Here is a 22,260-nt window from a genome sequence, read left to right as displayed (position 1 = left end):
TAGTTATTAATTGTTTTTTTGCACAGAAAATAGACATAAAAAAGAGCCCCGCAGGGCCCTTTTCTAAGGATTAACTTATTTATAAGCGGACTGATGTACGCCAACCGCACGACCAGAAGGATCGTTCATGGTTTTAAACGCCTCATCCCATTCGATTGCTTTGGCAGAAGAACAGGCAACAGACGGCCCGCCAGGCACACATTCCGCAGCGCTCGCAACCGGGAACAGCTCTTCGAAAATCTCACGGTACAAATACGCTTCTTTAGAAGATGGCGTATTGTAAGGGAAACGGAAGCTGGCGGTTTCCAGTTGTTGGTCAGAAACTTGCTCAGCGGCCACCTCTTTCAGGGTATCAATCCAGCTGTAACCGACACCATCGGAGAACTGCTCTTTCTGGCGCCATGCAACGCTTGCTGGCAGGTAGGACTCAAAACATTCACGCAGAACATGTTTTTCCATTTTGCCGTTGCCGCACATTTTGTCCTGTGGGTTGATGCGCATCGCCACATCAAGGAATTTCTTATCCAGGAAGGGCACGCGAGCTTCCACGCCCCAGGCCGACATGGCTTTGTTGGCACGGGCACAGTCGAACATATGCAGCGCCTGCAGCTTACGCACGGTCTCTTCGTGCAGCTCTTTTGCATCTGGTGCTTTGTGGAAATAGAGATAGCCGCCAAATACTTCGTCAGAACCTTCGCCCGACAGCACCATTTTAATGCCCATCGCTTTAATTTTACGCGACATTAAGTACATCGGGGTCGAGGCGCGAATCGTCGTAACATCGTAAGTTTCGATGTGATAAATCACGTCGCGGATAGCATCCAAACCTTCCTGCACGGTGAAGTGGATCTCATGGTGTACAGTACCCAGATGGTTCGCCACCTCTTGCGCGGCTTTCAGGTCCGGAGCGCCTTCCAGGCCTACGGCGAAGGAGTGCAACTGCGGCCACCAGGCTTCGCTACGCTCCTGATCTTCAACACGACGCGCGGCGTATTTTTTGGTGATTGCGGAAATGACGGATGAATCCAGACCGCCGGACAGCAATACACCATAAGGAACATCTGACATCAGGTGGCTTTTCACTGCATCTTCCAGTGCCTGACGCAACTCGTTTTTATCGGTAACGTTGTCTTTTACCGCATCGTATTCAAACCAGTCGCGCTGGTAGTACTGACGAATTTCGCCGTCTTTACTCCATAAATAGCTCCCGGCCGGGAATTCTTTGATCGTGCGACACACGGGAACCAGGGCTTTCATTTCAGACGCAACGTAGAAGTTACCGTGCTCGTCGTAACCCATATACAGCGGGATGATCCCGATATGATCGCGACCGATCAGATAAGCGTCCTGCTCGCTGTCGTACAGAGCAAAAGCAAACATGCCTTGCAGGTCATCCAGAAACTCTGGGCCTTTTTCCTGATACAGCGCAAGGATAACTTCGCAGTCGGAACCGGTCTGGAACTGATAGCGATCGCCATATTCAGCGCGCAGCGCCTGATGGTTATAAATTTCACCGTTAACCGCCAGGATATGCGTTTTCTTCACGTTGTACAGTGGCTGAGCACCGGCGTTGACGTCGACGATGGACAGACGTTCGTGCGCCAGAATGGCGTTATCACTGGCGTAAATACCTGACCAGTCCGGGCCGCGATGGCGCATCAGACGAGACAATTCCAGGGCTTTTTTACGCAGTTCAACTGCGTCAGTTTTAATATCGAATACGCCAAAAATAGAACACATAACCTTCTCCGTTAACCTGTTGCGTGATGCTTTTTATGTTTGCTTGATAAAGAAAATGCCGCAAAGCTGGAGAGGGCGCAAGTGAATTACGTGTCAGAAAATAAAAAACGCAATGGTCATTGTAGATTGGTGAAAAAAGATTACAGAATAGACGGGTTTATTAATGAATCGATAATTTTATGGCGGTTTTATTAAATGGAAGGACTTCTTCTGGCCGGATATGACGCGGGGGCGTCTTATCCGGCTTACGCATCAAATCACATCAATTTCTGCAACGGACGGGTAAATCCAGCTTGGTCTAAACGGCATGCTGTCAATGTCGTCGAGCGTCGAAACGCCAGACAATACCAGGATGGTTTCGAGACCCGCCTGGAAGCCCGCCAGAATATCGGTACGCAGGTTGTCGCCCACAATAACGGTCTCTTCCGAATGCGCCTGCATTTTGTTGAGCGCCGCGCGAATAATCCACGGGCTGGGTTTGCCCACATAAAATGGCTTGCGGCCAGAGATTTTTTCGATACCGGCGCACAGCGCACCGCAGGCAGGATAAAAACCGCGTCCGTGAGTATCTGGGTTTGTGGCGATGAAACGCGCACCGTTGGCCACAAAATATGCCGCTTTATGCATCATGTCCCAGTTATAGGATCGCGTCTCGCCAACAATCACAAAATCGGGGTTCACGTCAGTAATAGTAAACCCGGCTTTATACAGCTCGTGAATTAACGCACCTTCACCTACCACGTAGGCCTTTTTCCCTTCCTGGCGGCGAAGAAAATCAGCGGTAGCCATGGCGGAAGTATAAAAGACGCTATCAGGGACATTCACACCCGCGGTGGCGAAGCGGTTTGCCAAATCCTGCCCGGTCTGTGAAGGATAGTTAGTCAGCAAAACTAACGGCAGGCCTTTTTCCAGGATCCCAGTCAGAAATTCTGCCGCACCCGGTACGGCAACATTGTCGTGCATCAGCACGCCGTCGATATCACAAATTACATTCTTAATGGCCATGGACAATCCGACATCAAAAAAAGAAGGCATTACTATACACAAAATACACTAAATCATTCGAGTTGCATCAAGGCGGCACAAGTCTGAGAACCCCGGGAGCTTACTGAAGTAAGTGACAGGGGTGAGCAGATGCAGCTAACGCAGAGGCTGCTTGGTATTAGCTTTCCAGCAAACGTTGCAGCAATGTACCGTTGAGCATCGCACGCTTCACCAGCGCAAAGGCGCCAATGGCTGAACGGTGATCCAGCGTGGAACGAACCACCGGTAAATTGTGGCGAAACGCTTTCAACGCCTGCGTGTTGATACAGCTTTCGATAGCAGGCAGCAGCACTTTATCAGCCTCGGTAATTTCGCCCGCAATGACGATTTTTTGTGGGTTAAACAAGTTGATGGCGATGGCGATGGTTTTACCCAGGTGACGACCAACGTGCTCAATGACTTCTGATGCCAGGTTATCGCCTTTATTAGCCGCCTTACAGATGGCTTTAATGCCGCAATCATCCAGCGTGAGTCGGCTTGGATAACCCTGTTTCAATAAGTTCTGCACGCGGTGTTCAATAGAGGCATTAGCGGCAATTGTTTCCAGACAGCCGAAATTACCGCAGTGACAGCGCTCACCCAGCGGCTCTACCTGAATATGGCCAATCTCACCCACGTTGCCATTGCGACCAATAAAAATTCGGCCATTGGAGATGATTCCCGCCCCGGTTCCGCGGTGAACACGCACCAAAATGGAGTCTTCGCAATCCTGGCTTGCCCCGAAATAGTGCTCGGCCAGCGCCAGACTGCGAATATCGTGACCGACAAAGCAGGTGACCTTAAAGCGTTTTTCGAGTGCTTCGACCAGCCCCCAGTTTTCGACCTGAATGTGCGGCATATAGCGGATGACGCCGCTTTCAGGATCAACCAGGCCTGGCAGAATGACGGAAATCGCAACCAGCTCGCGGATTTTCCGCTGGCAGTTCTCAATAAAGGTGGCAATGGTGTTGAGCAGCGCATACTCCAGCGTTTCCTGGGTGCGCTCCGGGAGGGGATAATGCTCTTCAGCGACCACTTTACTGCTCATATCATAGAGCGTGAGCGTAGTATCGTGGCGGCCTAAGCGAACGCCAATCGCGTGGAAATTGCGGGTTTCGGTGACGATAGAGATAGCGCGGCGGCCCCCGGTGGAGGCCTGCTGGTCGACTTCTTTGATCAGCCCGCGTTCGATCAATTGACGCGTAATTTTCGTTACGCTGGCGGGGGCAAGCTGGCTTTGCTCGGCAATTTGAATTCGCGAGATTGGCCCATGCTGGTCAATCAGGCGATAAACCGCCGCGCTGTTAAGCTGTTTTACGAGATCAACATTACCTATTTGAGCTTGTCCGCCTGGTGTCATTCTTTCTCTTACTCAGTAACGACCTCGTTGCCATTAACGATGGTCTTGATAATTTTAAAGTCGTGCGTGAACGCAGTCAGGTTGGCTACTTTGCCTGGCGCGATGCTGCCGAGTTGTTTGTCGACGCCAATGGCGCGAGCAGGGTAGAGCGTTGCCATACGTAAGACCTCGTCGAGAGCGATATTCGCATGTTCGACCAGATTGCGTACGCCTTCAATCATGGTTAATGATGAGCCGCTCAGTGTACCGTTCTCATCAACGCACAATCCATTACGGTAGTATATTGTTTTACCAGCGAAAATGAACTGTTCAATGTTTGCACCTGCTGGTGCGGTTGCGTCGGTGACCAGGCACAGCTTGTCGCCTTTCAGGCGTTTGGCATTACGAATGTTAACGTAATCAACGTGGAGGCCATCAGCGATGATACCGCAGTAGATATCGGCTTCATCAAGAATAGCGCCCGCCAGACCAGGTTCGCGACCAGTAATGTAAGGCATCGCGTTGAACAGATGTGTCGCAAAGGTGATGCCTGCGCGGAACCCGATTTTTGCTTCTTTTACCGTTGCATTTGAGTGACCCGCAGAAACCACAATACCCGCATTCACCAGTTTGGTAATGACCTCTACCGGGACCATTTCTGGTGCCAGCGTTACTTTGGTGATCACATCGGCATTATTGCACAGGAAATCAACCAGCGCAGCGTCCGGTTGACGGACAAATCCCGGATTATGGGTGCCTTTTTTCACCAGATTCAGCCACGGACCTTCCAGATGAAGCCCTAGTGCCTGATTCGGGTGTTTCGCCAGGTATTCACGCATGACGCGAACGCCTTGTTTCATCAGGTCATCGCTGGTGGTGATAAGCGTTGGCAGGTAGCTGGTGCAGCCAGATTTTTCATTGGCTTTCTGCATGATTTCCAGCGTTTCAACGGTCACGGCTTCTGCCGTATCGTTAAACTGTACGCCGCCGCAGCCGTTTAGCTGTACATCGATAAAACCGGGGGAAACAATGGCCCCATTCAGTGAGCGCTGTTCAATTCCTGACGGTAACTCAGCCAGTGGGCAAACGCTGTCAATCAGGCCATTGGCGACAACAATCGCATGGTCATCAAGAATTTCGTGACCGGTAAAAATCCGGCCCTGGGTTAAAGCATACATTCCGACCCCCGATTTCAAAAAATGCCGCCCTGCAACTTATCGACAGGGCGGAGACATCAATTACAGACCTTTAATATTTTCCGCTTCTAACTCGTTAAAGTATTTCAGCGTCTTCACTTTCAGTTCCATGGTGGAAGGCTCATCGCAGACCACAACGGCTTTCGGATGCAGCTGCAGACAGCTGATGGTCCACATATGGTTAACGTTGCCTTCAACGGCGGCTTGCAGCGCCTGCGCTTTCTGGTGGCCCAGTACCAGGATCATCACTTCTTCGGCATCCAGCAGGGTGCCCACGCCAACGGTCAGCGCATATTTAGGCACCTGGCTGACGTCGCCGTCAAAGAAGCGTGAGTTCGCAACACGCGTGTCGTGAGTCAGCGTTTTGATGCGGGTACGGGAAGCCAAAGAAGAGGCTGGTTCGTTGAACGCGATGTGACCATCGTTGCCTACGCCGCCCATAAACAGGTGGATTTTACCGTAAGAACGGATTTTCTCTTCATACTGACGGCATTCTGCATCAATATCCGGTGCGTTACCATTGAGGAGGTTGATGTTTTCTGCTGGAATATCAACGTGATCAAAGAAGTTGCGATGCATGAAGCTATGGTAGCTTTCCGGATGCTCTTTCGGCAGGCCAACATATTCGTCCATATTGAACGTTACAACATGCTTGAAGCTTACCTGGCCCGCTTTGTGCATTTCAACCAATGCTTTGTAGGCTGTCAGCGGAGTACCGCCAGTCGGCAGGCCCAAAACGAACGGACGATCAGCCGTTGGTTTGAACGCGTTAATACGGTTAACGATATGGCGAGCAGCCCATTTGCCGACTTGTTCAGCGGTATTCAGGGGGATCAGTCTCATTCTTCACCTCAAAAGTAAATGTAAGCAATTGGCGGATTGAGTCTCTGTGCAGTATTAAGCGTAACCTGGTTTTGCATCGGTAAGGATCAATCCGTTTCGATTTTTTGAATGATAAAATAAGTTTTCGTAGTTAGCCAGTGGAAGGGAGGGTTAATAACGATATTTGGTGACTGGAATCACAAAAAACACGCATTTAATTTGCGATACGAATTAAATTTTCACACACTCTGAATGTAGATGAATGGTTAATATTGTTGTTCCAGAATCTTGCTGTCAGGAATGGTCGCACAATAAAAATATGGCTTCAAAGAAGCCTAATCGGGGTCTCGTAGGGGGAATAAAATGAATATTTTAGGTTTTTTCCAGCGGCTGGGTAGGGCGTTACAGCTCCCCATCGCTGTGCTGCCAGTCGCGGCACTGCTGCTGCGATTCGGCCAACCAGATTTACTTAACGTACCCTTCATCGCGCAAGCGGGTGGGGCCATCTTTGATAACCTGGCGTTAATTTTCGCTATCGGTGTGGCTTCCAGCTGGTCAAAAGACAGCGCGGGTGCTGCAGCGCTGGCGGGTGCGGTCGGTTATTTCATATTGACCAAAGCAATGGTTACCATTAACCCGGCCATCAATATGGGCGTGCTGGCAGGTATCATCACTGGTCTGGTCGGCGGTGCGGTATATAACCGTTGGTCTGGTATCAAACTACCTGACTTCCTGAGCTTCTTTGGCGGCAAACGCTTCGTGCCGATCGCCACTGGCTTCTTCTGTCTGGTGCTGGCTGCTATCTTCGGCTACGTGTGGCCGCCGGTGCAGAACGCCATCCATGCGGGAGGTGAGTGGATCGTGGGCGCTGGCGCGCTGGGTTCCGGTATCTTTGGTTTCATCAACCGTCTGCTGATCCCAACCGGTCTGCATCAGGTGCTGAACACTATCGCCTGGTTCCAGATTGGTGAATTCACTAACGCTGCAGGTACCGTATTCCACGGTGACATCAACCGCTTCTACGCGGGTGACGGCACTGCGGGTATGTTCATGTCTGGCTTCTTCCCGATCATGATGTTTGGTCTGCCGGGTGCGGCGCTGGCAATGTACTTCGCCGCTCCGAAAGCACGTCGTCCGATGGTTGGCGGTATGCTGCTGTCCGTTGCGATCACCGCGTTCCTGACCGGTGTTACCGAGCCGCTGGAATTCCTGTTCATGTTCCTGGCGCCATTGCTGTACCTCCTGCACGCACTGTTAACGGGTATCAGCCTGTTCGTTGCAACACTGCTGGGGATCCACGCGGGCTTCTCCTTCTCCGCAGGTGCTATCGACTACGTGTTGATGTACAACCTGCCGGCGGCGAGTCAGAACGTCTGGATGCTGGTCGTTATGGGCCTGGTGTTCTTCGTCATTTACTTTGTGTTGTTCAGCGCGGTTATTCGTATGTTTAACCTGAAAACGCCGGGCCGTGAAGATAAAGAAGACGATATCGTTACTGAAGAAGCGAACAGCAATACTGAAGAAGGTCTGGCTCAACTGGCAACCAACTACATTGCAGCAGTTGGCGGTACCGATAACCTGAAAGCGATTGATGCCTGTATCACTCGTCTGCGTCTGACCGTTGCCGACTCCGGTCGCGTAAATGATGCGATGTGTAAACGTTTAGGCGCATCTGGAGTGGTTAAGCTGAACAAGCAAACTATCCAGGTCATCGTGGGTGCGAAGGCCGAATCTATCGGCGACGAAATGAAGAAAGTTGTTGCGCGTGGCCCGGTGGCTGCAGCGTCTGGTGAAAGTGCGCCAGCAGCAGCGGCTCCGGTTGCTAAACCGCAAGCTGTAGCGAACGCAGTAACCGTTGAAACTTTAGTTTCTCCGATTACCGGTGACGTGGTTGCGCTGGAGCAGGTACCTGATGAAGCCTTCGCCAGCAAAGCTGTAGGCGACGGCGTGGCGGTGAAGCCAACGGATAAAATCGTGGTTGCTCCGGCTGCCGGCACCATCGTGAAAATCTTCAACACTAACCATGCGTTCTGTCTGGAAACCGTTAAAGGCGCGGAAATCGTGGTCCACATGGGTATCGATACAGTAGCGCTGGAAGGTAAAGGCTTTAAGCGTCTGGTTGAAGAAGGTGCGGAAGTGACTGCAGGTCAACCGATTCTGGAAATGGATCTGGAGTTCCTGAACGCCAACGCACGTTCCATGATTAGCCCGGTTGTGTGCAGCAACAGCGATGATTTCGGTGCTCTGGTCATTAAAGCCGAAGGTCATGTGGTTGCTGGTCAAACACCACTGTATGAGATTAAAGGTAAATAACTGCTCCTGAGTAAAGTGAGTTAAGTGCCTTAAGCGGCGGGGGATATTCCTCCGCCGCTTTTTTTTGCAGCAAATATCCACATATATCCTGTTGAAACACCTTTTTTGTGCAACTAATAGTTGTCTCCTGGCGTCGCTTATAAGATCATGTTCCGTTATACGTTGTTTACGCTTTGAGGAATCCACGATGAGTGAGGCTGAAGCCCGCCCGAGTAACTTTATTCGTCAGATCATCGATGAAGATCTGGCCAGTGGTAAGCACACCACTATCCATACACGTTTTCCGCCGGAGCCAAATGGCTATCTGCACATTGGCCACGCGAAATCCATTTGTCTGAACTTTGGCATTGCGCAAGATTACCAGGGCCAGTGCAACCTGCGTTTTGATGATACGAACCCGGTTAAAGAAGATATCGAGTACGTTGAGTCGATTAAAAACGACGTTGAATGGTTAGGTTTCCACTGGACTGGCGATATTCGCTACTCTTCGGATTACTTCGATCAGCTTCACGCCTATGCGGTAGAGCTTATTAATAAAGGCCTGGCGTACGTTGATGAACTGTCAGCGGAGGAGATCCGCGAATACCGCGGCACTCTGACGCAGCCGGGTAAAAACAGCCCGTTCCGCGATCGTAGCGTCGAAGAGAACCTGGCACTGTTCGAAAAAATGCGTACCGGTGGTTTTGAAGAAGGTAAAGCCTGCCTGCGCGCGAAAATCGATATGGCTTCGCCGTTTATCGTGATGCGCGATCCGGTGCTGTACCGTATTAAGTTCGCCGAACACCACCAGACCGGCAACAAGTGGTGCATCTACCCGATGTACGATTTTACCCACTGCATCAGCGATGCGCTGGAAGGCATTACGCATTCACTGTGTACGCTGGAGTTCCAGGATAACCGTCGTTTGTACGACTGGGTGCTGGACAACATCACCATTCCGGTTCACCCGCGCCAGTACGAATTCTCGCGCCTGAATCTGGAATACACCGTGATGTCCAAGCGCAAGCTGAACCTGCTGGTGACCGACAAGCACGTTGAAGGCTGGGACGATCCGCGTATGCCGACGATTTCTGGCCTGCGTCGTCGTGGTTATACCGCTGCCGCTGTTCGTGAGTTCTGCAAACGCATTGGCGTGACCAAGCAGGATAACACCATTGAGATCGCTTCTCTGGAGTCCTGCATTCGCGAAGATCTGAACGAAAACGCCCCGCGCGCGATGGCAGTTATCGATCCGGTGAAACTGGTTATCGAAAACTACCCGCAGGGCGAAAGCGAGTTGGTTACCATGCCTAACCATCCGAACAAACCGGAAATGGGCAGCCGTGAAGTGCCGTTTAGCGGTGAAATTTGGATCGATCGCGCAGACTTCCGCGAAGAAGCGAACAAGCAGTACAAGCGTCTGGTGATGGGCAAAGAAGTACGTCTGCGTAATGCTTACGTGATCAAGGCTGAACGTGTAGAGAAAGATGCAGAAGGGAATATCACCACCATTTTCTGCACCTACGATGCCGACACCCTGAGCAAAGATCCGGCTGATGGTCGTAAAGTAAAAGGTGTTATTCACTGGGTGAGCGCGTCCCATGCGCTGCCGATTGAAATCCGTTTGTACGATCGTCTGTTTAGCGTGCCAAACCCAGGAGCGGCGGAAGACTTCCTGTCCGTTATCAACCCGGAATCGCTGGTCATTAAGCAGGGCTACGGTGAGCCGTCACTGCAGGCTGCGATTGCAGGTAAAGCGTTCCAGTTTGAGCGTGAAGGCTACTTCTGCCTGGACAGCCGCTATGCAACGGCTGACAAGCTGGTATTTAACCGCACTGTAGGTCTGCGCGATACGTGGGCTAAAGTCGGCGAGTAATTGCTGTCACACTGCCTCAAACGCCGCCAACGCGACGTTTGAGGCGGATTTTTCTGTTTTACTTATGCTGCATTAACGCCTGAACCCGCTGCTGGCTGCGTTCCAGCACCACCGATGTCTCCTGCTTACCCACCGTCGCCTGATTGACCATTTCACTGAGGATCATGGAGCCGGTAATATCCCCCATCCGCGTAAAGTTCTTCTCGCCGACCGATCCAAAGACCTGCATATTCGGGTACTGGGCAATCAGCTGTTCAGGGAGAGTTCCAAAGACTTTGACGGCAGGGTTGTCCTTCCAGCTGACGTTTTGCGCGGCGGCCTTCGTCACTGGCAGCATCGCCCCCGGCGACATCAATACCCAGTCAGCCGCGCTCTGCGCCTGTCCCATAAAGCTGATAAATTTTTCGGCGGCTTTCGTTTCTGCCTCAGTCTGACCGGCTGTGAGCGTTAATGATGTGATAACGCCAAATACGGCAGGTGATTTTTCGCTCGGCACGACAAAGCCTAAATCCGCCAGCGAACCATCCTGATAAATCGCCGGCAGGATATAGGTCGAATAGACCGCCATCGGCGCGGTGCCGTTCATAAAGGCGTCTTTGATCTCTGTTACGTTGTTCGAGCCGGGCATGGTATAGCGGGCCAGTTCGCGATAATAGTTCAGCGAGGCCTGCATTTCTGCTGAGTTAACCGTGATGTCGCCGTTTGCGTTGAACACATTGGCACCGTTTGAAAGTGCGAACTGAGAGAAGGTTTGTTCGCTCATGACGCTTTCAGCCGTCGGCAGCGCGATGCCATATTTTTTACTGGCGCTGTCGGTCAGCCTGCGTGCCGCTTCCAGCAGCTGCGTCCAGTTTTTGGGTTCGTCGATTCCCGCTTTAGCCAGTACCGATTTCCGATACCAGACTCCCTGCAGCCAGGCGCTGATCGGCACGCCGGTATAGGCTGTTCCGTCTTCGGTTCGAACAATGCGCAGCACACCGTCGTAGAAGGCGCTTTCACCTTGCCTGTCGATCAGCGTTTTCACCGCTTTGTGGTCGATAAGCTGCTCTTTATCCATGACTTTGGCATAGTCATGGCTGACCTCGACGACCTCCGGCAGTGAGCCTGAGCGGGCAAGGGTAATGATTTTGGTATTATAGGCATCCTCTTCGACGGGAACCTGCTTCACAATAATATCCGGATTCTCTTGCTGAAAGCGGTTGATGATCCCGGCAATGACGGTCTGGCGCTCCTGCTCAACGGCGGAGTGCATAAATTCGATGGTCACCTGCTGCGGTTTATCCTCACAGCCTGAAAGCAAAACGGCGGTTACCAGCGCCAGCATTGTTTTTGGTATGTTCATTTTTAATCCTTTGTTGTCGTCCATTTCCGTTGATTAGCAACTGGCGCTGATATGGATAGCGTCCGTCGACAGCGCACCTGCACAAATCAGTAAACCGATCCCGCCATCCATCAAGGCTTCGCGTTCAGCGTCCTCCACGCGCAGCGTTTTACCGTCAACGGTCGCGGAGATAATCTGCCCGTTGACGCTGATATCGAACGACACAGGGCGCTCGTACACGTTGGACAAAGCCGCTTCTGCCAGAACTTTGGTACTGGTGTCGCGCACGCGGACGATCTGTAATTTTCCGTCGCGCAGGATGCGTGCGGCGTAATAGCGCCTCATCCCCTGCACCCGAAAAGCCAGACCGCCGTACTCCCCTGAATGCAGCGTAATGTCACTCTGAACGCGGTAGTTATCCCACTGCCGCGTTCCGTGAATAATCAATCCCTCGTCGTACTCTTTGGAGATGCGAAAGCTGGTGGGATAGTGGCGTGAAAAGAGATCCACGCCGTTTACCCAGGCCCGCCACCAGAAATTATTTTCCCCTGTGGGTTTACGCAGGGTCAGCTCAGGTGTGCCATCCCAGCGCATACTGTCGATGAGCAGGCGACCGCGGGCAACGCGGGCATCGGTGCTGATTGTTACGCCAATCTCGCCGATCGGTTGGCCCTGGCAGTCCGGGAGATCCAACGCCAGCGTTAGCGATTCACCCGGGGCTATACTCTGCGCGTCGCCGTACTGGGGCGTCAGCTGATTGTTGTCATCATAAACCCGGTAGCAGAGCCGCACGTTTAACGCGGATGTGTTATCCGGTGGCGCAATCAGGGTGGCCTGAAGACGCTGGCCTGGGTAGATAAGTGGGGTAGCCATTAAATCGTAGCTGCGCATTTCCACGATTTCAGGCGGGGTAAAGGTTTGCGTGGTCACGCTGGCGTGAAGCCCGGGCGCAAGATGGCGATAGTGCAGACTCAACATCTGCCGCCCCAGGTGCACCTCATTCTTAACCTCAACCGCGGCCGCATTTTCTTCATTAAGCCAGCGGAAACCCTGCACGCTGCCCGGTAGTGAGAAATGGTACTGCGCGCCGGATTTTTTGGCTTCAGGGCGCGGCAGACCGGCAATTTGGTGTCCCAGACCGACCAGGTAATCGGTGATCCGCACGGCGTTGTTTATGGAGAACCCCCCGTCGGCTGAGGAGATCAGCATTCTGTCCGCCAGCGGCCCGCGCCAGTCCGGGCCTGCGTCAATACCCTGGAGTCCCAGCATAATGCCGGACAGACAGCCGACATTCCCCGCATTGCAGTCGGTGTCCCATCCTGACGTATTGACGATGCACTGGGCCTGCTGGAAGTCGTCCGGCGCGTAAAGGATCGCCATAATCATCAGCGCATGATTAGGGATGATGTGACAATTGCTGGGATATTTGTGATAGCCATAGTTGTCGTCGATTCGCTGGCGGGTCGTCTGCCAGTCGTTATCTTCCCGTCGCCAGCGACGGATATCGCCAACCAGCTGGGCTATTTGCGACTCTGCCGGGATCACGGATAGTCCAACGTCAATAAGCTGTTCGATCCCCTGGCAAATAAAGGCCTGTGATTCCATCGCGGCCCAGAGCATAGCGGCATACACCGCTTCACCGTCATGGCTCACGCTGGCGGCGTTTTTGGCAAGTTCTGCCGCCAGACGGGGTTGTCCCGGTGCGACAAGCGCCCAGCTATCAATAAAGATTTGTGCGCCAATCTGTTCGGCAATCGTTTTCCCGTTGGTCGCAATGGCTCCGCTTAGCGGAGCCGGAATGCCTTTTTTGAGATTCAGCCAGGCGGTGTGTTCCGTCGAATTACCGTTGCCGCCCCACCAGAGAATGGTGCGCTTATCAATGATGTAATTAAGCCAGCAGTGACCCATCTGTTCCGCGCTCAGATCCGGCGGCAGGGCATAATCTTCCAGTGCGCGGATAAAGGTAAAGGTTCCGGCGACATCATCGTCGGTGACAACCAGCGGACGGTTAAATTTTTCGTGGACGTAATACTGGATCGGCCCCAGCTCCTGCATAATTTTTTCGTAGGTCCACCCTTCGAAAGGGCGGCCAAGGTAGACCCCGATTAGCTTCCCCAATACCCCTGCATAAACGCGCGACTCATAATCTGAAGGCAATTCCATCTGTTTGATCCTTGTGTGGTGTTTTATCAGCCGGTCAGGCGGATTCTCTTTTTACCAGGCCCCAGGGCATTTCTGTGGTGCTGCCCTGGAGCGGCGCGGTGATATCAGTTTGCGCCAGGAGGAGGGCGGCCGCTTTTTGCCCAAGCTGCTCCGGGTACTGGGCGATAGTGGTCAGGGAAGGGGTCACCAGCCCGGCGGCGGGAATATCATCGAAACCCATCACCGCAAGCTGCTCCGGGATAGTGATGCCTTTCTCCCTTGCGGCACGCATCACGCCGATAGCCATTAAATCGTTGGCGGCGAAAATCGCATCCGGGAGCGTGCCGTCATTAATCAGCTGCATCGCGATCTGATAGCCGCTCTGTTCGTTAAAACCTGGCAGAATTTTGATGCGCGGAAGGCGGCCGGCCTGGGTCATCGCCTGGCGATATCCTTCCACTCTGGCAGGCTCAGGACCGCCAGCGCTGGCGATCATCGTGATATCTCGGTGCCCCTGTGCCAGCAGATATTCGACGGCGCTGCGCGCGGCAGCGGCGTTGTCGATATAAACATTATGCAGCGGTAGCGGGCCGCTTTTTTTCATCCTGGCTTCAATACGTGCAATCGGGATCCCTGCCTGAAGATACGGGGCAAAATCTTTCATCCCGACGTTAAAAAATGTCCCTACCACGGCGTCGACCCGCCCCTGCGCTGACCAGCGCAAAAAATGCAGCTCTCTTTCCCGTAATCCATCGGTGCTGGCCACGATCGCATCGTAGTGATACCTATCCGTCACCGACTGGACACCACGGACGAGCGAGGCATAAAAAGGGTTGGCGATATCCGGCACGATGCAGGCGATCGACATGGTTTTATTGGTTTTCAGCGCTTGTGCAAAACGGTTCGGTATATATCCCAGCTGATTAGCCGCTTGCTCAACCCGGCTCACTGTCTCCTGTGGATAGGTGTGATTTCCTTTAGTGAGTACCACGGATACCACTGCCTGTGAAACGCCAGCCAGGGCCGCAACGTCTTTCTGCGTGATGCGTTTTGTCATTTATTTATCAACTTATACGTATAACCTGCATCTTTGAATAATGGGGCACCCGGTAGCTGTCAATAAAAACCTTATAAAGTGAGTGTATTTGTGTGGAAAATCCGAGGACGGTCACATCAACGACGGAGAGTGAATTCAGGAGCTCGAACGTTCTGTTTGCAGAGCGAATTAATGACGTTCGAGAATTAATTTGTTTTGCGAATGCAAAGACAATTATTAGGGGTGGAATTATATATATAATAATAAAATTGAAGATATCTATATGTATATAAAGTGTTTTTTCTTGTTTTTGTGACTTTTTTTACTACCAAAGCAAAATGTAACAGAAAACAAGAAAATATGTGCGGTTGCTCATACTATTACATACTCGTTACAGAAAGAGATTGATAATTCGCGTCGCGAAAAATAGTCTATTCATTGTAGTCACTGAGGTTTTCTCAGCGCTACTTTTTTAATTTTTGTTTTTTCGCTGTCCGCTTTTGTCGGCAGCATTTTATACCCAATGGATTTCGAGTTGTATCAAGGCGGAGACGCAGCGCGTGCGCTGTCCCCGAAGGGGCGAGGCCAAAGGCCGAGTAAAGCCAACACCGATGCAGCTTGAAAAACGAAGGGTTATACGTCAAAGAGGATTAACATATGCGTACGTTTAGTGGCAAACGTAGTACGCTGGCGCTGGCTATCGCCGGTATCACAGCAATGTCGGGTTTCGTTGTCGCTCCCCAGGTACACGCCGAGGGATTTATTGATGACTCAACCTTAACCGGCGGCATCTATTACTGGCAGCGTGAGCGTGACCGTAAAGATGTGACCGATCACGACAAATACAAAACCAACCTTTCTCACTCCACCTGGAACGCTAACCTCGACTTCCAGTCCGGTTATGCGGCTGATATGTTTGGTATTGATATCGCAGCATTTACCGCTATTGAAATGAACGAAAGTAGCGAAAGCGGTCATCCAAACGAAATTGCATTCTCGTCAAAAAATAAAGGCTATGATGAAGATTACTCCGGCGATAAGAGCGGAATTAGCCTTTATAAAGCAGCAGCCAAATTTAAATTCGGCCCAACCTGGGCGCGCGCTGGTTACATTCAACCAACCGGACAGACTCTGTTGGCTCCGCACTGGAGCTTTATGCCAGGTACCTATCAGGGTGCTGAAGCCGGAGCCAACTTCGACTATGGTGATGCTGGTGCACTGAGCTTCTCCTATATGTGGGCCAACGAATATAAAGCACCATGGCACACTGAAGTCGATAAATTCTATCAGGCTGATAAAAAGACCAGCGTAGATTATCTGCACTCAATCGGCGCGAAATATGACTTCAAAAATAACCTGTTGCTGGAAGCCGCATTTGGTCAATCTGAAGGCTACGTCGATCAGTACTTCGCAAAAGCCAGCTATAAATTCGATTTAGGCGGTAACCCGTTTACCACCAGCTATCAGTTCTACGGTGCGCGCGACAAAGTTGATGATCGCACCGTGAACGATATTTATGACGGTACGGCCTGGCTGCAGGCGCTGACCTTTGGCTACAAAGTGGCGGAAGTGGTTGACCTGCGTCTGGAAGGGACCTGGGTTAAAGCGGACGGGCAGCAGGGGTACTTCCTGCAGCGTATGACCCCGACCTACGCCTCATCAAACGGTCGCCTGGATATCTGGTGGGATAACCGTTCCGACTTCAACGCCAACGGCGAAAAGGCTGTCTTCTTCGGCGCAATGTATGACCTGAAGAACTGGAATTTGCCGGGCTGGGCAGTGGGCGCGTCCTACGTTTACGCATGGGATGCCAAGCCATCAACCTGGCAGATCAATCCGGATGCGTACTACGACAAAAACCGGACTATCGAAGAATCTTCTTACAGCCTGGATGCGGTCTATACCCTGCAAGAGGGTCGTGCGAAAGGCACCATGTTTAAACTGCACTTCACCCAGTACGACAACCATTCAGACATTCCGAGCTGGGGCGGTGGTTACGGCAACATCTTCCAGGATGAGCGCGACGTGAAATTCATCGTTATTGCTCCGTTCACCATCTTCTAATGCCAACAGCGGCAGGCCGGGCGCCTGCCGCCTCGTTGAGGAAAGTGCTATGAAAAAACTGATACTCATCGCTGTTATGGCAACCGGGCTGGTGGCTTGCGCGCAATCCCCGGCACCAAAAGAAGACAGCCGTCTGAAAGAAGCCTACAGCGCGTGCATTACTACCGCGCAAGGATCGCCGGAGAAAATCGAAGCCTGCCAAAGCGTGTTGAATGTGCTGAAGAAAGAAAAGCAGCATCAGCAGTTTGCCAATGAAGAAAGCGTACGCGTACTGGATTATCAGCAATGCATCCAGGCTACGCGCACAGGTAATGGTCAGTCCGTTAATGCTGATTGCGACAAGGTCTGGCAGGAAATTCGTAGCAAGAATACTGCGCAGTAAATCGAAAAATGAAACAGACAACGGGCGGAGAGTTTTCCGCCCGTTTGCATTTCAGGGTTTATATTCCACCGGTTGATAATTACGACTCAGCCGGACAAACAGCATTGCCGTGGCGGCGAGCCCGCAAAGTGCCGCACACATCAGCCACCACCCCGGTGAGCTTTTATCCCCGGTTAGCTGGACCAGCGCTGTGGAGATGACTGGAGTAAGGCCGCCAAAAATCGCCGTGGCAAGACTGAATGCCAGTGAAAAGCCCACCGTACGCACATAGACAGGCATCACCTCGGTGAGTGCGGCGACCATTGCCCCGTTGTACATACCAAAAAAGAACGAGAACCAAAGCAGGACCATCGTCATGCGCGTGAAATCTGGCGCGGCGGTGAGCCAGTGCATAACCGGCCAGGTGGTGATCAGTGCAAGGATGGTAATCCCCATCAACACCGGACGACGACCAATTCGGTCAGAAATCGCCCCGCCAATCGGCAGCCAGATAAAATTAGAAATACCGACCAGCATGGTGACGATCAGGCTGTCGCGAGCGCTCAGGTGAAGTACAGCCCTACCATAGGTCGGTGTGTAAACGGTAATAAAGTAGAACGTCGTTGTGGTCATCGCCACCAGCAGCGTACCCGCAGCGATGAGACGCCAGTTTTTGATGATGGTAGTAAAAATTTCCCTGGTGTCGGGACGGTGCGTACGTTGTAAAAAGGCGTCTGTTTCCTGAAGCGAGCGGCGGAGCACGAAGATCAAAGGAATAATCATGCAACCAATAAAGAATGGAATACGCCAGCCCCATTCAGAGATCTCATCGTGTCCCAGGGTGGCGTTCAGGCCGTAACCAATCAGAGCCGCCACCACAATGGCGACCTGTTGACTGGCGGACTGCCAACTGGTGTAGAAGCCTTTATTGCCAGGGGTGGCGATTTCAGAAAGATAAACCGAGACGCCGCCCAGTTCCACCCCTGCAGAAAAGCCCTGTAATAATCGGCCGAGTAATACCAGGACAGGGGCCAGCAGACCAATACTGTGATAACCGGGTACCAGGGCAATCAGCAGGGTACCGCAGCCCATAATCGCCAGCGTCACCATCAGTCCTTTACGGCGACCAATTCTGTCGATGTAAGCACCCAGCACAATTGCGCCAACAGGCCGCATTAAGAAACCTGAACCAAACACGGCGAAAGTTAACATTAGCCCGGCAAATTCACTCTCTGCAGGAAAGAAGGTCTTTGCGATATAGGTGGCGTAAAAACCGAACAGAAAAAAGTCAAACTGTTCGAGGAAATTACCGCTGGTTACCCGCAGTATTGCGCCGAAAGTTCCGGCGCGCGATGGTTGTTGTGTCATTGGGTTTGCTCCACTGTCTTATCATAATATTTATAGAGGTAAGAGTTTGCGGGTTAGTCGCCTGCGACCCCCGCCTGTTTGCCGCGCCGTTTCTCAATCGCCCACTTGAGTAAGGCTGCGCAGCGGTAAAATCCGTGGGCAAATTTTCCATAAGGAATGGTCAGAAAGAGCGCCATGACCACGCCGAGGTGAATGGCGAGCAAAATAGCCATCCAGGAGGTGTCTCTTCCCGCCAGCAGCGCTAAACCGGTCAGACTGGTCAGGAGCAGCAGCAAAATAAAACCGCGATCCATCGGTTTTTGCCGTGCGTCGCCATGCAGCGGTGAGCGCTTAAAATTGAGCCATAGCAAGCCAGCCGGGCCGACAACCAGGCCAATGCCGCCCAACGTGCCCAGCATTACCGGAACGCTGAAGAACGGATAGGGCGCTTCTATACCTGCAAAGTAGTGATATCCCGTTGCCACCACGGTGGCGGCAAAGCAGAGCATAAAACCGTAGAAGGTGAAGTGATGGAAACGGCGGCGCATCAGGGTGAAGGCATCATCTGCTTCGTTACAACCTTTGCCATGCCCACCATCGAGATACTTCAGCGTCAGCGCATTGTGTGAGGCTTCAGCAATTTCAGCGGAACGCGGCACACCCGGAGAGATTTCGCGCCAGAAGCGCAGAACACCCGCCATCAGCAGACCTATCGCCAGAATAAATACCGAACCAAACATCCATGCGAGCAGGTTATGCGGGAAAATCTGATAAAAATCCCCGGCCAGCGGAGGATGGAATAACGAGCCCTTTAAACTCATGGCGAGGAGTAAAAACAGGATCAGACCGAAAACCAGCGCCAGCGTCACAGTGATGCCTGCGCGACGATAAAGCGCGCCAAAGGCGGCGGGTTGCGCGTAGTGCTGATAGGTTTCGAGCCGCACTTCCGCCATCGCCTTCGGTACGTTGATGGCAAATTCATGAGGTGGGGCATACTGACACGCGTGCAGGCAGGCGCCGCAGTTATGGCACAAGTTCGCCAGATAATTGATATCCGCTTTACCGAATTCCAGGCGCTGAGTCATTGCCGGGAACACGGCGCAAAAACCTTCACAATAGCGGCAGGCGTTACAGACCTGCATCACACGTTCAACTTCTGCTTCCGGCTCGGTGATAATTTGTGCTTCGATGATCAGTTTCTCAAGCTGCTTCATGACGTGCCTCCTTACGTGCTGCCAGCGCGGCTTCTTTTCCGGCAATGCGGCCAAAGGTTGTCCCGATCGACATGCCCACGCCAGCGGTGTAACCCTTGCCCAACACGTTGCCCGCCATCATCTCTCCGGCGACGAACAGGTTGCGGCTTGGCTGCCCGGCAAAGTGTACGGCAGCGCGTTCGTTCACTTTTAACCCAAGATAGGTGAAGGTGATCCCTGGCCGCAGGGCATAGCCGTAGTAAGGTGGCTGGTCCAGCGGTCGCGCCCAGTGTGTTTTCGCGGGGGTTAACTTCTTCGTCGTGCAGTTGTCCAGGACGGTATGGTCGAACTGACCTGGCTGGCAGGCGTTGTTGTACGCCGTCACGGTGTGGGTAAAGCGTTCGGCATCCAACCCCAACTGATGCGCCAACTCCGCCAGCGTATTCGCCTGTGCGCCGGGGAATACCGGTGGCATAAAGTGGCCGATGGCTTTACTGTCGATAATGGAATAGCCAATCTGTCCTGGCTGTTGGGCGACCAGGCGTCCCCAAATGGCGTAGCGTTTGGGCCAGAAATCTTCGCCTTCATCATAAAAACGTTCTGCGTCACGGTTGACTACTATGCCGAGTGAAACGCAGTCCACGCGGGTGCAAATTCCGCCGTCATATAATGGCGCTCTGGCATCAATGGCGACGCAGTGTGACTGGGAGGGGGCGCCGATGATGTCCGCCCCGGCATCCATCATAAATTTAAGCAGTACGCCCTGATTAAAGCGCGTGCCGCGAATCAGGAAGTTATCCGCAGGCCACTCGCCGCGGGCGTTTTCTCCCCAGGCTTCGCGCAGCCATTCGCGGTTTGACTCAAATCCGCCAGCGGCAAGCACGCAGGACTTAGCGGTTATGCGCTCTTCGCCTGCCAGCGCTGCCACAAACTCACCGTTATGCAGTTCAAGCGCCTGCACTGGTGTGTTATAGCGGATTTGCACGCCTAACTTTTCTGCGCTGCGATAATAGGCATTCACGAGGGCTTTCCCGCCCCCCATAAAAAAGGCGTTGGTTCGCGCTACGTGTAAAGCACCGGAGAGAGGAGGTTGAAAATTAACGCCGTGTTGGCGCATCCAGTCGCGGCATTGTGAAGAGGTGCGGATCACCAGACGCGCCAGGGCTTCGTTAGTATTTCCCTCGGTGACGCGCCGCAGATCCTGCCAGAACTCCTCTTCAGGATAGCTTTCCACCAGCACATCCTGCGGCGCGTCATGCATACAGCGCAGATTACGCGTGTGTTGAGAATTTCCCCCGCGCCACTCCCGTGGAGCCGCTTCGAGCAGGAGTACCGAAGCTCCTTGCTCCCGGGCGGTTAGGGCAGCACATAACGCGGCATTGCCACCGCCAATCACCAGAACATCAACCATCGTATACTCCATTACCATTTAACTAATTGTTAAATTTGTAATTGAAATGTATACGCATAGCTTGTGCGGGCGCTATGACGAAGTGCTAAAGAGGGCTTTAGTTATTGTAAAGGATGGCGCCTGGCCAGCTTCCTGCTTCCACCAGTTGATGCATCACTTTTGTTAGCACGACGCGGGCGGCGAGGCCCGCGGGGGTGAGCTCATCGTCCGAGAGGCTGACCAGAAAGTTGGGGCGACTCAGTATTGGATTATGGACGCCGATCACTCTTAGCGTCTCTTTATCGAGATGGGAAATCGCCGCGCCGGGCTGGAGAGTAGCGCCGATTCCACTGCGAACGGCGCGCATTAGCAGCGCCAGACCATCAATTTCTGTGGCGATCTCAATGCGCAGTGCGTGTTCCTGACAAATTGCTTCCAGCCTGCCGCGCAGACCGTGGCCTGGGCTGGGCATTATCAATGGGATACTTGCCAACTGGGCTGGCGCAATATTGTCATCGGCAATATCGGCCAGTAAGGCATGAGTCCCAATCAAAAACAGGCGCTCTTCGAGAATCGGTCTGGCGCTCCAGCGCAGGAGCTTTTCTTTTTGAAATACCACGGCCAGATCAATCTGGCGGGTATTAATCATCCGTTCCAGGTTGCCAGAGAGGCTTTCCACCACATGCAGGCGGACATCACTATAGCTTTCCCGCATGGCGTTAATAAAAGGCATGCCGAGAACGGAAGCGGTACTGGGGGCCATACCGACGCTGACGTGCCCGGAAAGCCGGGACTCTCGCGCGGCGAGGATTGCATCGTCTGCGTGGCGGAGCGCCAGCTGCGCCTGGGAGTAAAAAGCCAGTCCGGCGCTGGTGGGCGTCACGCCACGCGAGGTGCGCTGCAGCAGGCGAATAGCGAGTTCGTTTTCCAGGCGGGACATTTGCTGGCTGAGTGCCGAAACCCCAATATTGAGATCGAGCGCCGCGCTACCCATGCTGCCGGTTTCTACAATGCGAACAAAATAGCGTAGCTGGCGAAGTTCCATTTCGACTCTCCGGGAAGGGACTATTGATTTTACATTAAAGCAACACAGGAGTGGAGGGAAGGGGAAAAGGGGT

The 22,260-nt window shown here is 52.7% G+C and carries 16 protein-coding genes; 4 read left to right on the top strand and 12 right to left on the bottom strand.

The window, feature by feature from the left end:
* Positions 1-75: 75 nt before the first annotated feature.
* The 5 genes from asnB to nagB form a co-directional block, all read right to left on the bottom strand.
* On the bottom strand, positions 76-1,740 hold the full coding sequence (gene asnB / locus HVZ39_RS17815) for an asparagine synthase B (protein WP_003835552.1): 1,665 nt from the start codon (positions 1,738-1,740) through the stop codon (positions 76-78).
* 252 nt (positions 1,741-1,992) lie between these two features.
* Positions 1,993-2,745 carry a ribonucleotide monophosphatase NagD gene (gene nagD / locus HVZ39_RS17810; RefSeq protein WP_005121413.1) on the bottom strand — a complete coding sequence of 251 codons (753 nt, stop codon included), beginning with the start codon at positions 2,743-2,745 and terminating at the stop codon, positions 1,993-1,995.
* Positions 2,746-2,902: 157 nt separating this feature from the next.
* Entirely contained in the window at positions 2,903-4,123 is a 1,221-nt protein-coding gene (locus HVZ39_RS17805; RefSeq protein ID WP_016152247.1) for an N-acetylglucosamine repressor, read from the bottom strand.
* An 8-nt stretch (positions 4,124-4,131) separates the two neighbouring features.
* Positions 4,132-5,280 (bottom strand): N-acetylglucosamine-6-phosphate deacetylase, encoded by a 1,149-nt coding sequence (gene nagA / locus HVZ39_RS17800; protein WP_032931096.1) that lies wholly within the window; start codon positions 5,278-5,280, stop codon positions 4,132-4,134.
* A gap of 60 nt (positions 5,281-5,340) precedes the next feature.
* A complete protein-coding gene (nagB, locus tag HVZ39_RS17795) occupies positions 5,341-6,141 on the bottom strand; it encodes a glucosamine-6-phosphate deaminase (protein WP_003022803.1) in 801 nt (266 codons plus the stop codon).
* Positions 6,142-6,483: 342 nt separating this feature from the next.
* Here nagB and nagE point away from each other — a divergent pair, with 342 nt between their 5' ends.
* Complete coding sequence (gene nagE / locus HVZ39_RS17790) at positions 6,484-8,433, top strand: PTS N-acetyl glucosamine transporter subunit IIABC (RefSeq protein WP_016152249.1); 1,950 nt, start codon at positions 6,484-6,486, stop codon at positions 8,431-8,433.
* Between the two features lie 187 nt (positions 8,434-8,620).
* Positions 8,621-10,288, top strand: coding sequence for a glutamine--tRNA ligase (gene glnS / locus HVZ39_RS17785; RefSeq protein WP_181632780.1), 1,668 nt, complete (start codon positions 8,621-8,623; stop codon positions 10,286-10,288).
* 58 nt (positions 10,289-10,346) lie between these two features.
* Here glnS and HVZ39_RS17780 read toward each other — a convergent pair whose 3' ends face one another.
* Genes HVZ39_RS17780 through HVZ39_RS17770 form a run of 3 tightly spaced genes read right to left on the bottom strand, consistent with a single transcriptional unit; the run spans position 10,347 to position 14,808 of the window.
* Positions 10,347-11,630 carry an extracellular solute-binding protein gene (locus HVZ39_RS17780; protein ID WP_181632779.1) on the bottom strand — a complete coding sequence of 428 codons (1,284 nt, stop codon included), beginning with the start codon at positions 11,628-11,630 and terminating at the stop codon, positions 10,347-10,349.
* A gap of 33 nt (positions 11,631-11,663) precedes the next feature.
* Positions 11,664-13,772, bottom strand: coding sequence for an ADP-ribosylglycohydrolase family protein (locus tag HVZ39_RS17775; RefSeq protein WP_181632778.1), 2,109 nt, complete (start codon positions 13,770-13,772; stop codon positions 11,664-11,666).
* A 34-nt stretch (positions 13,773-13,806) separates the two neighbouring features.
* Positions 13,807-14,808: a LacI family DNA-binding transcriptional regulator gene (locus HVZ39_RS17770; RefSeq protein WP_181632777.1), complete on the bottom strand. Its 1,002-nt coding sequence runs from the start codon at positions 14,806-14,808 to the stop codon at positions 13,807-13,809.
* A gap of 636 nt (positions 14,809-15,444) precedes the next feature.
* Here HVZ39_RS17770 and chiP point away from each other — a divergent pair.
* Positions 15,445-16,851, top strand: coding sequence for a chitoporin (gene chiP, locus HVZ39_RS17765; RefSeq protein WP_016152254.1), 1,407 nt, complete (start codon positions 15,445-15,447; stop codon positions 16,849-16,851).
* A 49-nt stretch (positions 16,852-16,900) separates the two neighbouring features.
* Complete coding sequence (gene chiQ, locus HVZ39_RS17760; protein ID WP_094760692.1) at positions 16,901-17,233, top strand: ChiQ/YbfN family lipoprotein; 333 nt, start codon at positions 16,901-16,903, stop codon at positions 17,231-17,233.
* A 51-nt stretch (positions 17,234-17,284) separates the two neighbouring features.
* On the opposite strand, the gene HVZ39_RS17755 is transcribed toward chiQ, so the two are convergent.
* The 4 genes from HVZ39_RS17755 to tcuR form a co-directional block, all read right to left on the bottom strand.
* Positions 17,285-18,580 carry an MFS transporter gene (locus tag HVZ39_RS17755; RefSeq protein ID WP_181632776.1) on the bottom strand — a complete coding sequence of 432 codons (1,296 nt, stop codon included), beginning with the start codon at positions 18,578-18,580 and terminating at the stop codon, positions 17,285-17,287.
* A gap of 53 nt (positions 18,581-18,633) precedes the next feature.
* Positions 18,634-19,773, bottom strand: a complete 1,140-nt coding sequence (gene tcuB / locus HVZ39_RS17750; RefSeq protein WP_016155982.1) for a tricarballylate utilization 4Fe-4S protein TcuB — start codon at positions 19,771-19,773, stop codon at positions 18,634-18,636.
* A complete protein-coding gene (gene tcuA, locus HVZ39_RS17745) occupies positions 19,760-21,163 on the bottom strand; it encodes an FAD-dependent tricarballylate dehydrogenase TcuA (RefSeq protein ID WP_181632775.1) in 1,404 nt (467 codons plus the stop codon). The genes tcuB and tcuA overlap by 14 nt, the downstream gene beginning before the upstream one ends.
* Before the next feature lie 97 nt (positions 21,164-21,260).
* Positions 21,261-22,187 carry a tricarballylate utilization LysR family transcriptional regulator TcuR gene (gene tcuR / locus HVZ39_RS17740; RefSeq protein ID WP_047501718.1) on the bottom strand — a complete coding sequence of 309 codons (927 nt, stop codon included), beginning with the start codon at positions 22,185-22,187 and terminating at the stop codon, positions 21,261-21,263.
* Positions 22,188-22,260: the final 73 nt, after the last annotated feature.

Origin of the sequence: Citrobacter sp. RHB35-C21, from assembly GCF_013816515.1 — a bacterium.
Taxonomy (GTDB): domain Bacteria; phylum Pseudomonadota; class Gammaproteobacteria; order Enterobacterales; family Enterobacteriaceae; genus Citrobacter; species Citrobacter braakii.
This window is presented reverse-complemented; position numbering and strand designations above follow the sequence as displayed.

Excerpts from the sequence above, each read along its gene's own strand:
- tcuR (WP_047501718.1), bottom strand. The coding sequence starts at position 22,187 with ATGGAACTTCGCCAGCTACGCTATTTTGTTCGCATTGTAGAAACCGGC.
- tcuA (WP_181632775.1), bottom strand. The coding sequence starts at position 21,163 with ATGGTTGATGTTCTGGTGATTGGCGGTGGCAATGCCGCGTTATGTGCT.
- chiQ (WP_094760692.1), top strand. The coding sequence starts at position 16,901 with ATGAAAAAACTGATACTCATCGCTGTTATGGCAACCGGGCTGGTGGCT.
- HVZ39_RS17780 (WP_181632779.1), bottom strand. The coding sequence starts at position 11,630 with ATGAACATACCAAAAACAATGCTGGCGCTGGTAACCGCCGTTTTGCTT.
- nagE (WP_016152249.1), top strand. The coding sequence starts at position 6,484 with ATGAATATTTTAGGTTTTTTCCAGCGGCTGGGTAGGGCGTTACAGCTC.
- HVZ39_RS17770 (WP_181632777.1), bottom strand. The coding sequence starts at position 14,808 with ATGACAAAACGCATCACGCAGAAAGACGTTGCGGCCCTGGCTGGCGTT.
- nagD (WP_005121413.1), bottom strand. The coding sequence starts at position 2,745 with ATGGCCATTAAGAATGTAATTTGTGATATCGACGGCGTGCTGATGCAC.
- chiP (WP_016152254.1), top strand. The coding sequence starts at position 15,445 with ATGCGTACGTTTAGTGGCAAACGTAGTACGCTGGCGCTGGCTATCGCC.
- glnS (WP_181632780.1), top strand. The coding sequence starts at position 8,621 with ATGAGTGAGGCTGAAGCCCGCCCGAGTAACTTTATTCGTCAGATCATC.
- HVZ39_RS17755 (WP_181632776.1), bottom strand. The coding sequence starts at position 18,580 with ATGACACAACAACCATCGCGCGCCGGAACTTTCGGCGCAATACTGCGG.
- HVZ39_RS17805 (WP_016152247.1), bottom strand. The coding sequence starts at position 4,123 with ATGACACCAGGCGGACAAGCTCAAATAGGTAATGTTGATCTCGTAAAA.
- nagB (WP_003022803.1), bottom strand. The coding sequence starts at position 6,141 with ATGAGACTGATCCCCCTGAATACCGCTGAACAAGTCGGCAAATGGGCT.
- asnB (WP_003835552.1), bottom strand. The coding sequence starts at position 1,740 with ATGTGTTCTATTTTTGGCGTATTCGATATTAAAACTGACGCAGTTGAA.
- nagA (WP_032931096.1), bottom strand. The coding sequence starts at position 5,280 with ATGTATGCTTTAACCCAGGGCCGGATTTTTACCGGTCACGAAATTCTT.
- HVZ39_RS17775 (WP_181632778.1), bottom strand. The coding sequence starts at position 13,772 with ATGGAATTGCCTTCAGATTATGAGTCGCGCGTTTATGCAGGGGTATTG.
- tcuB (WP_016155982.1), bottom strand. The coding sequence starts at position 19,773 with ATGAAGCAGCTTGAGAAACTGATCATCGAAGCACAAATTATCACCGAG.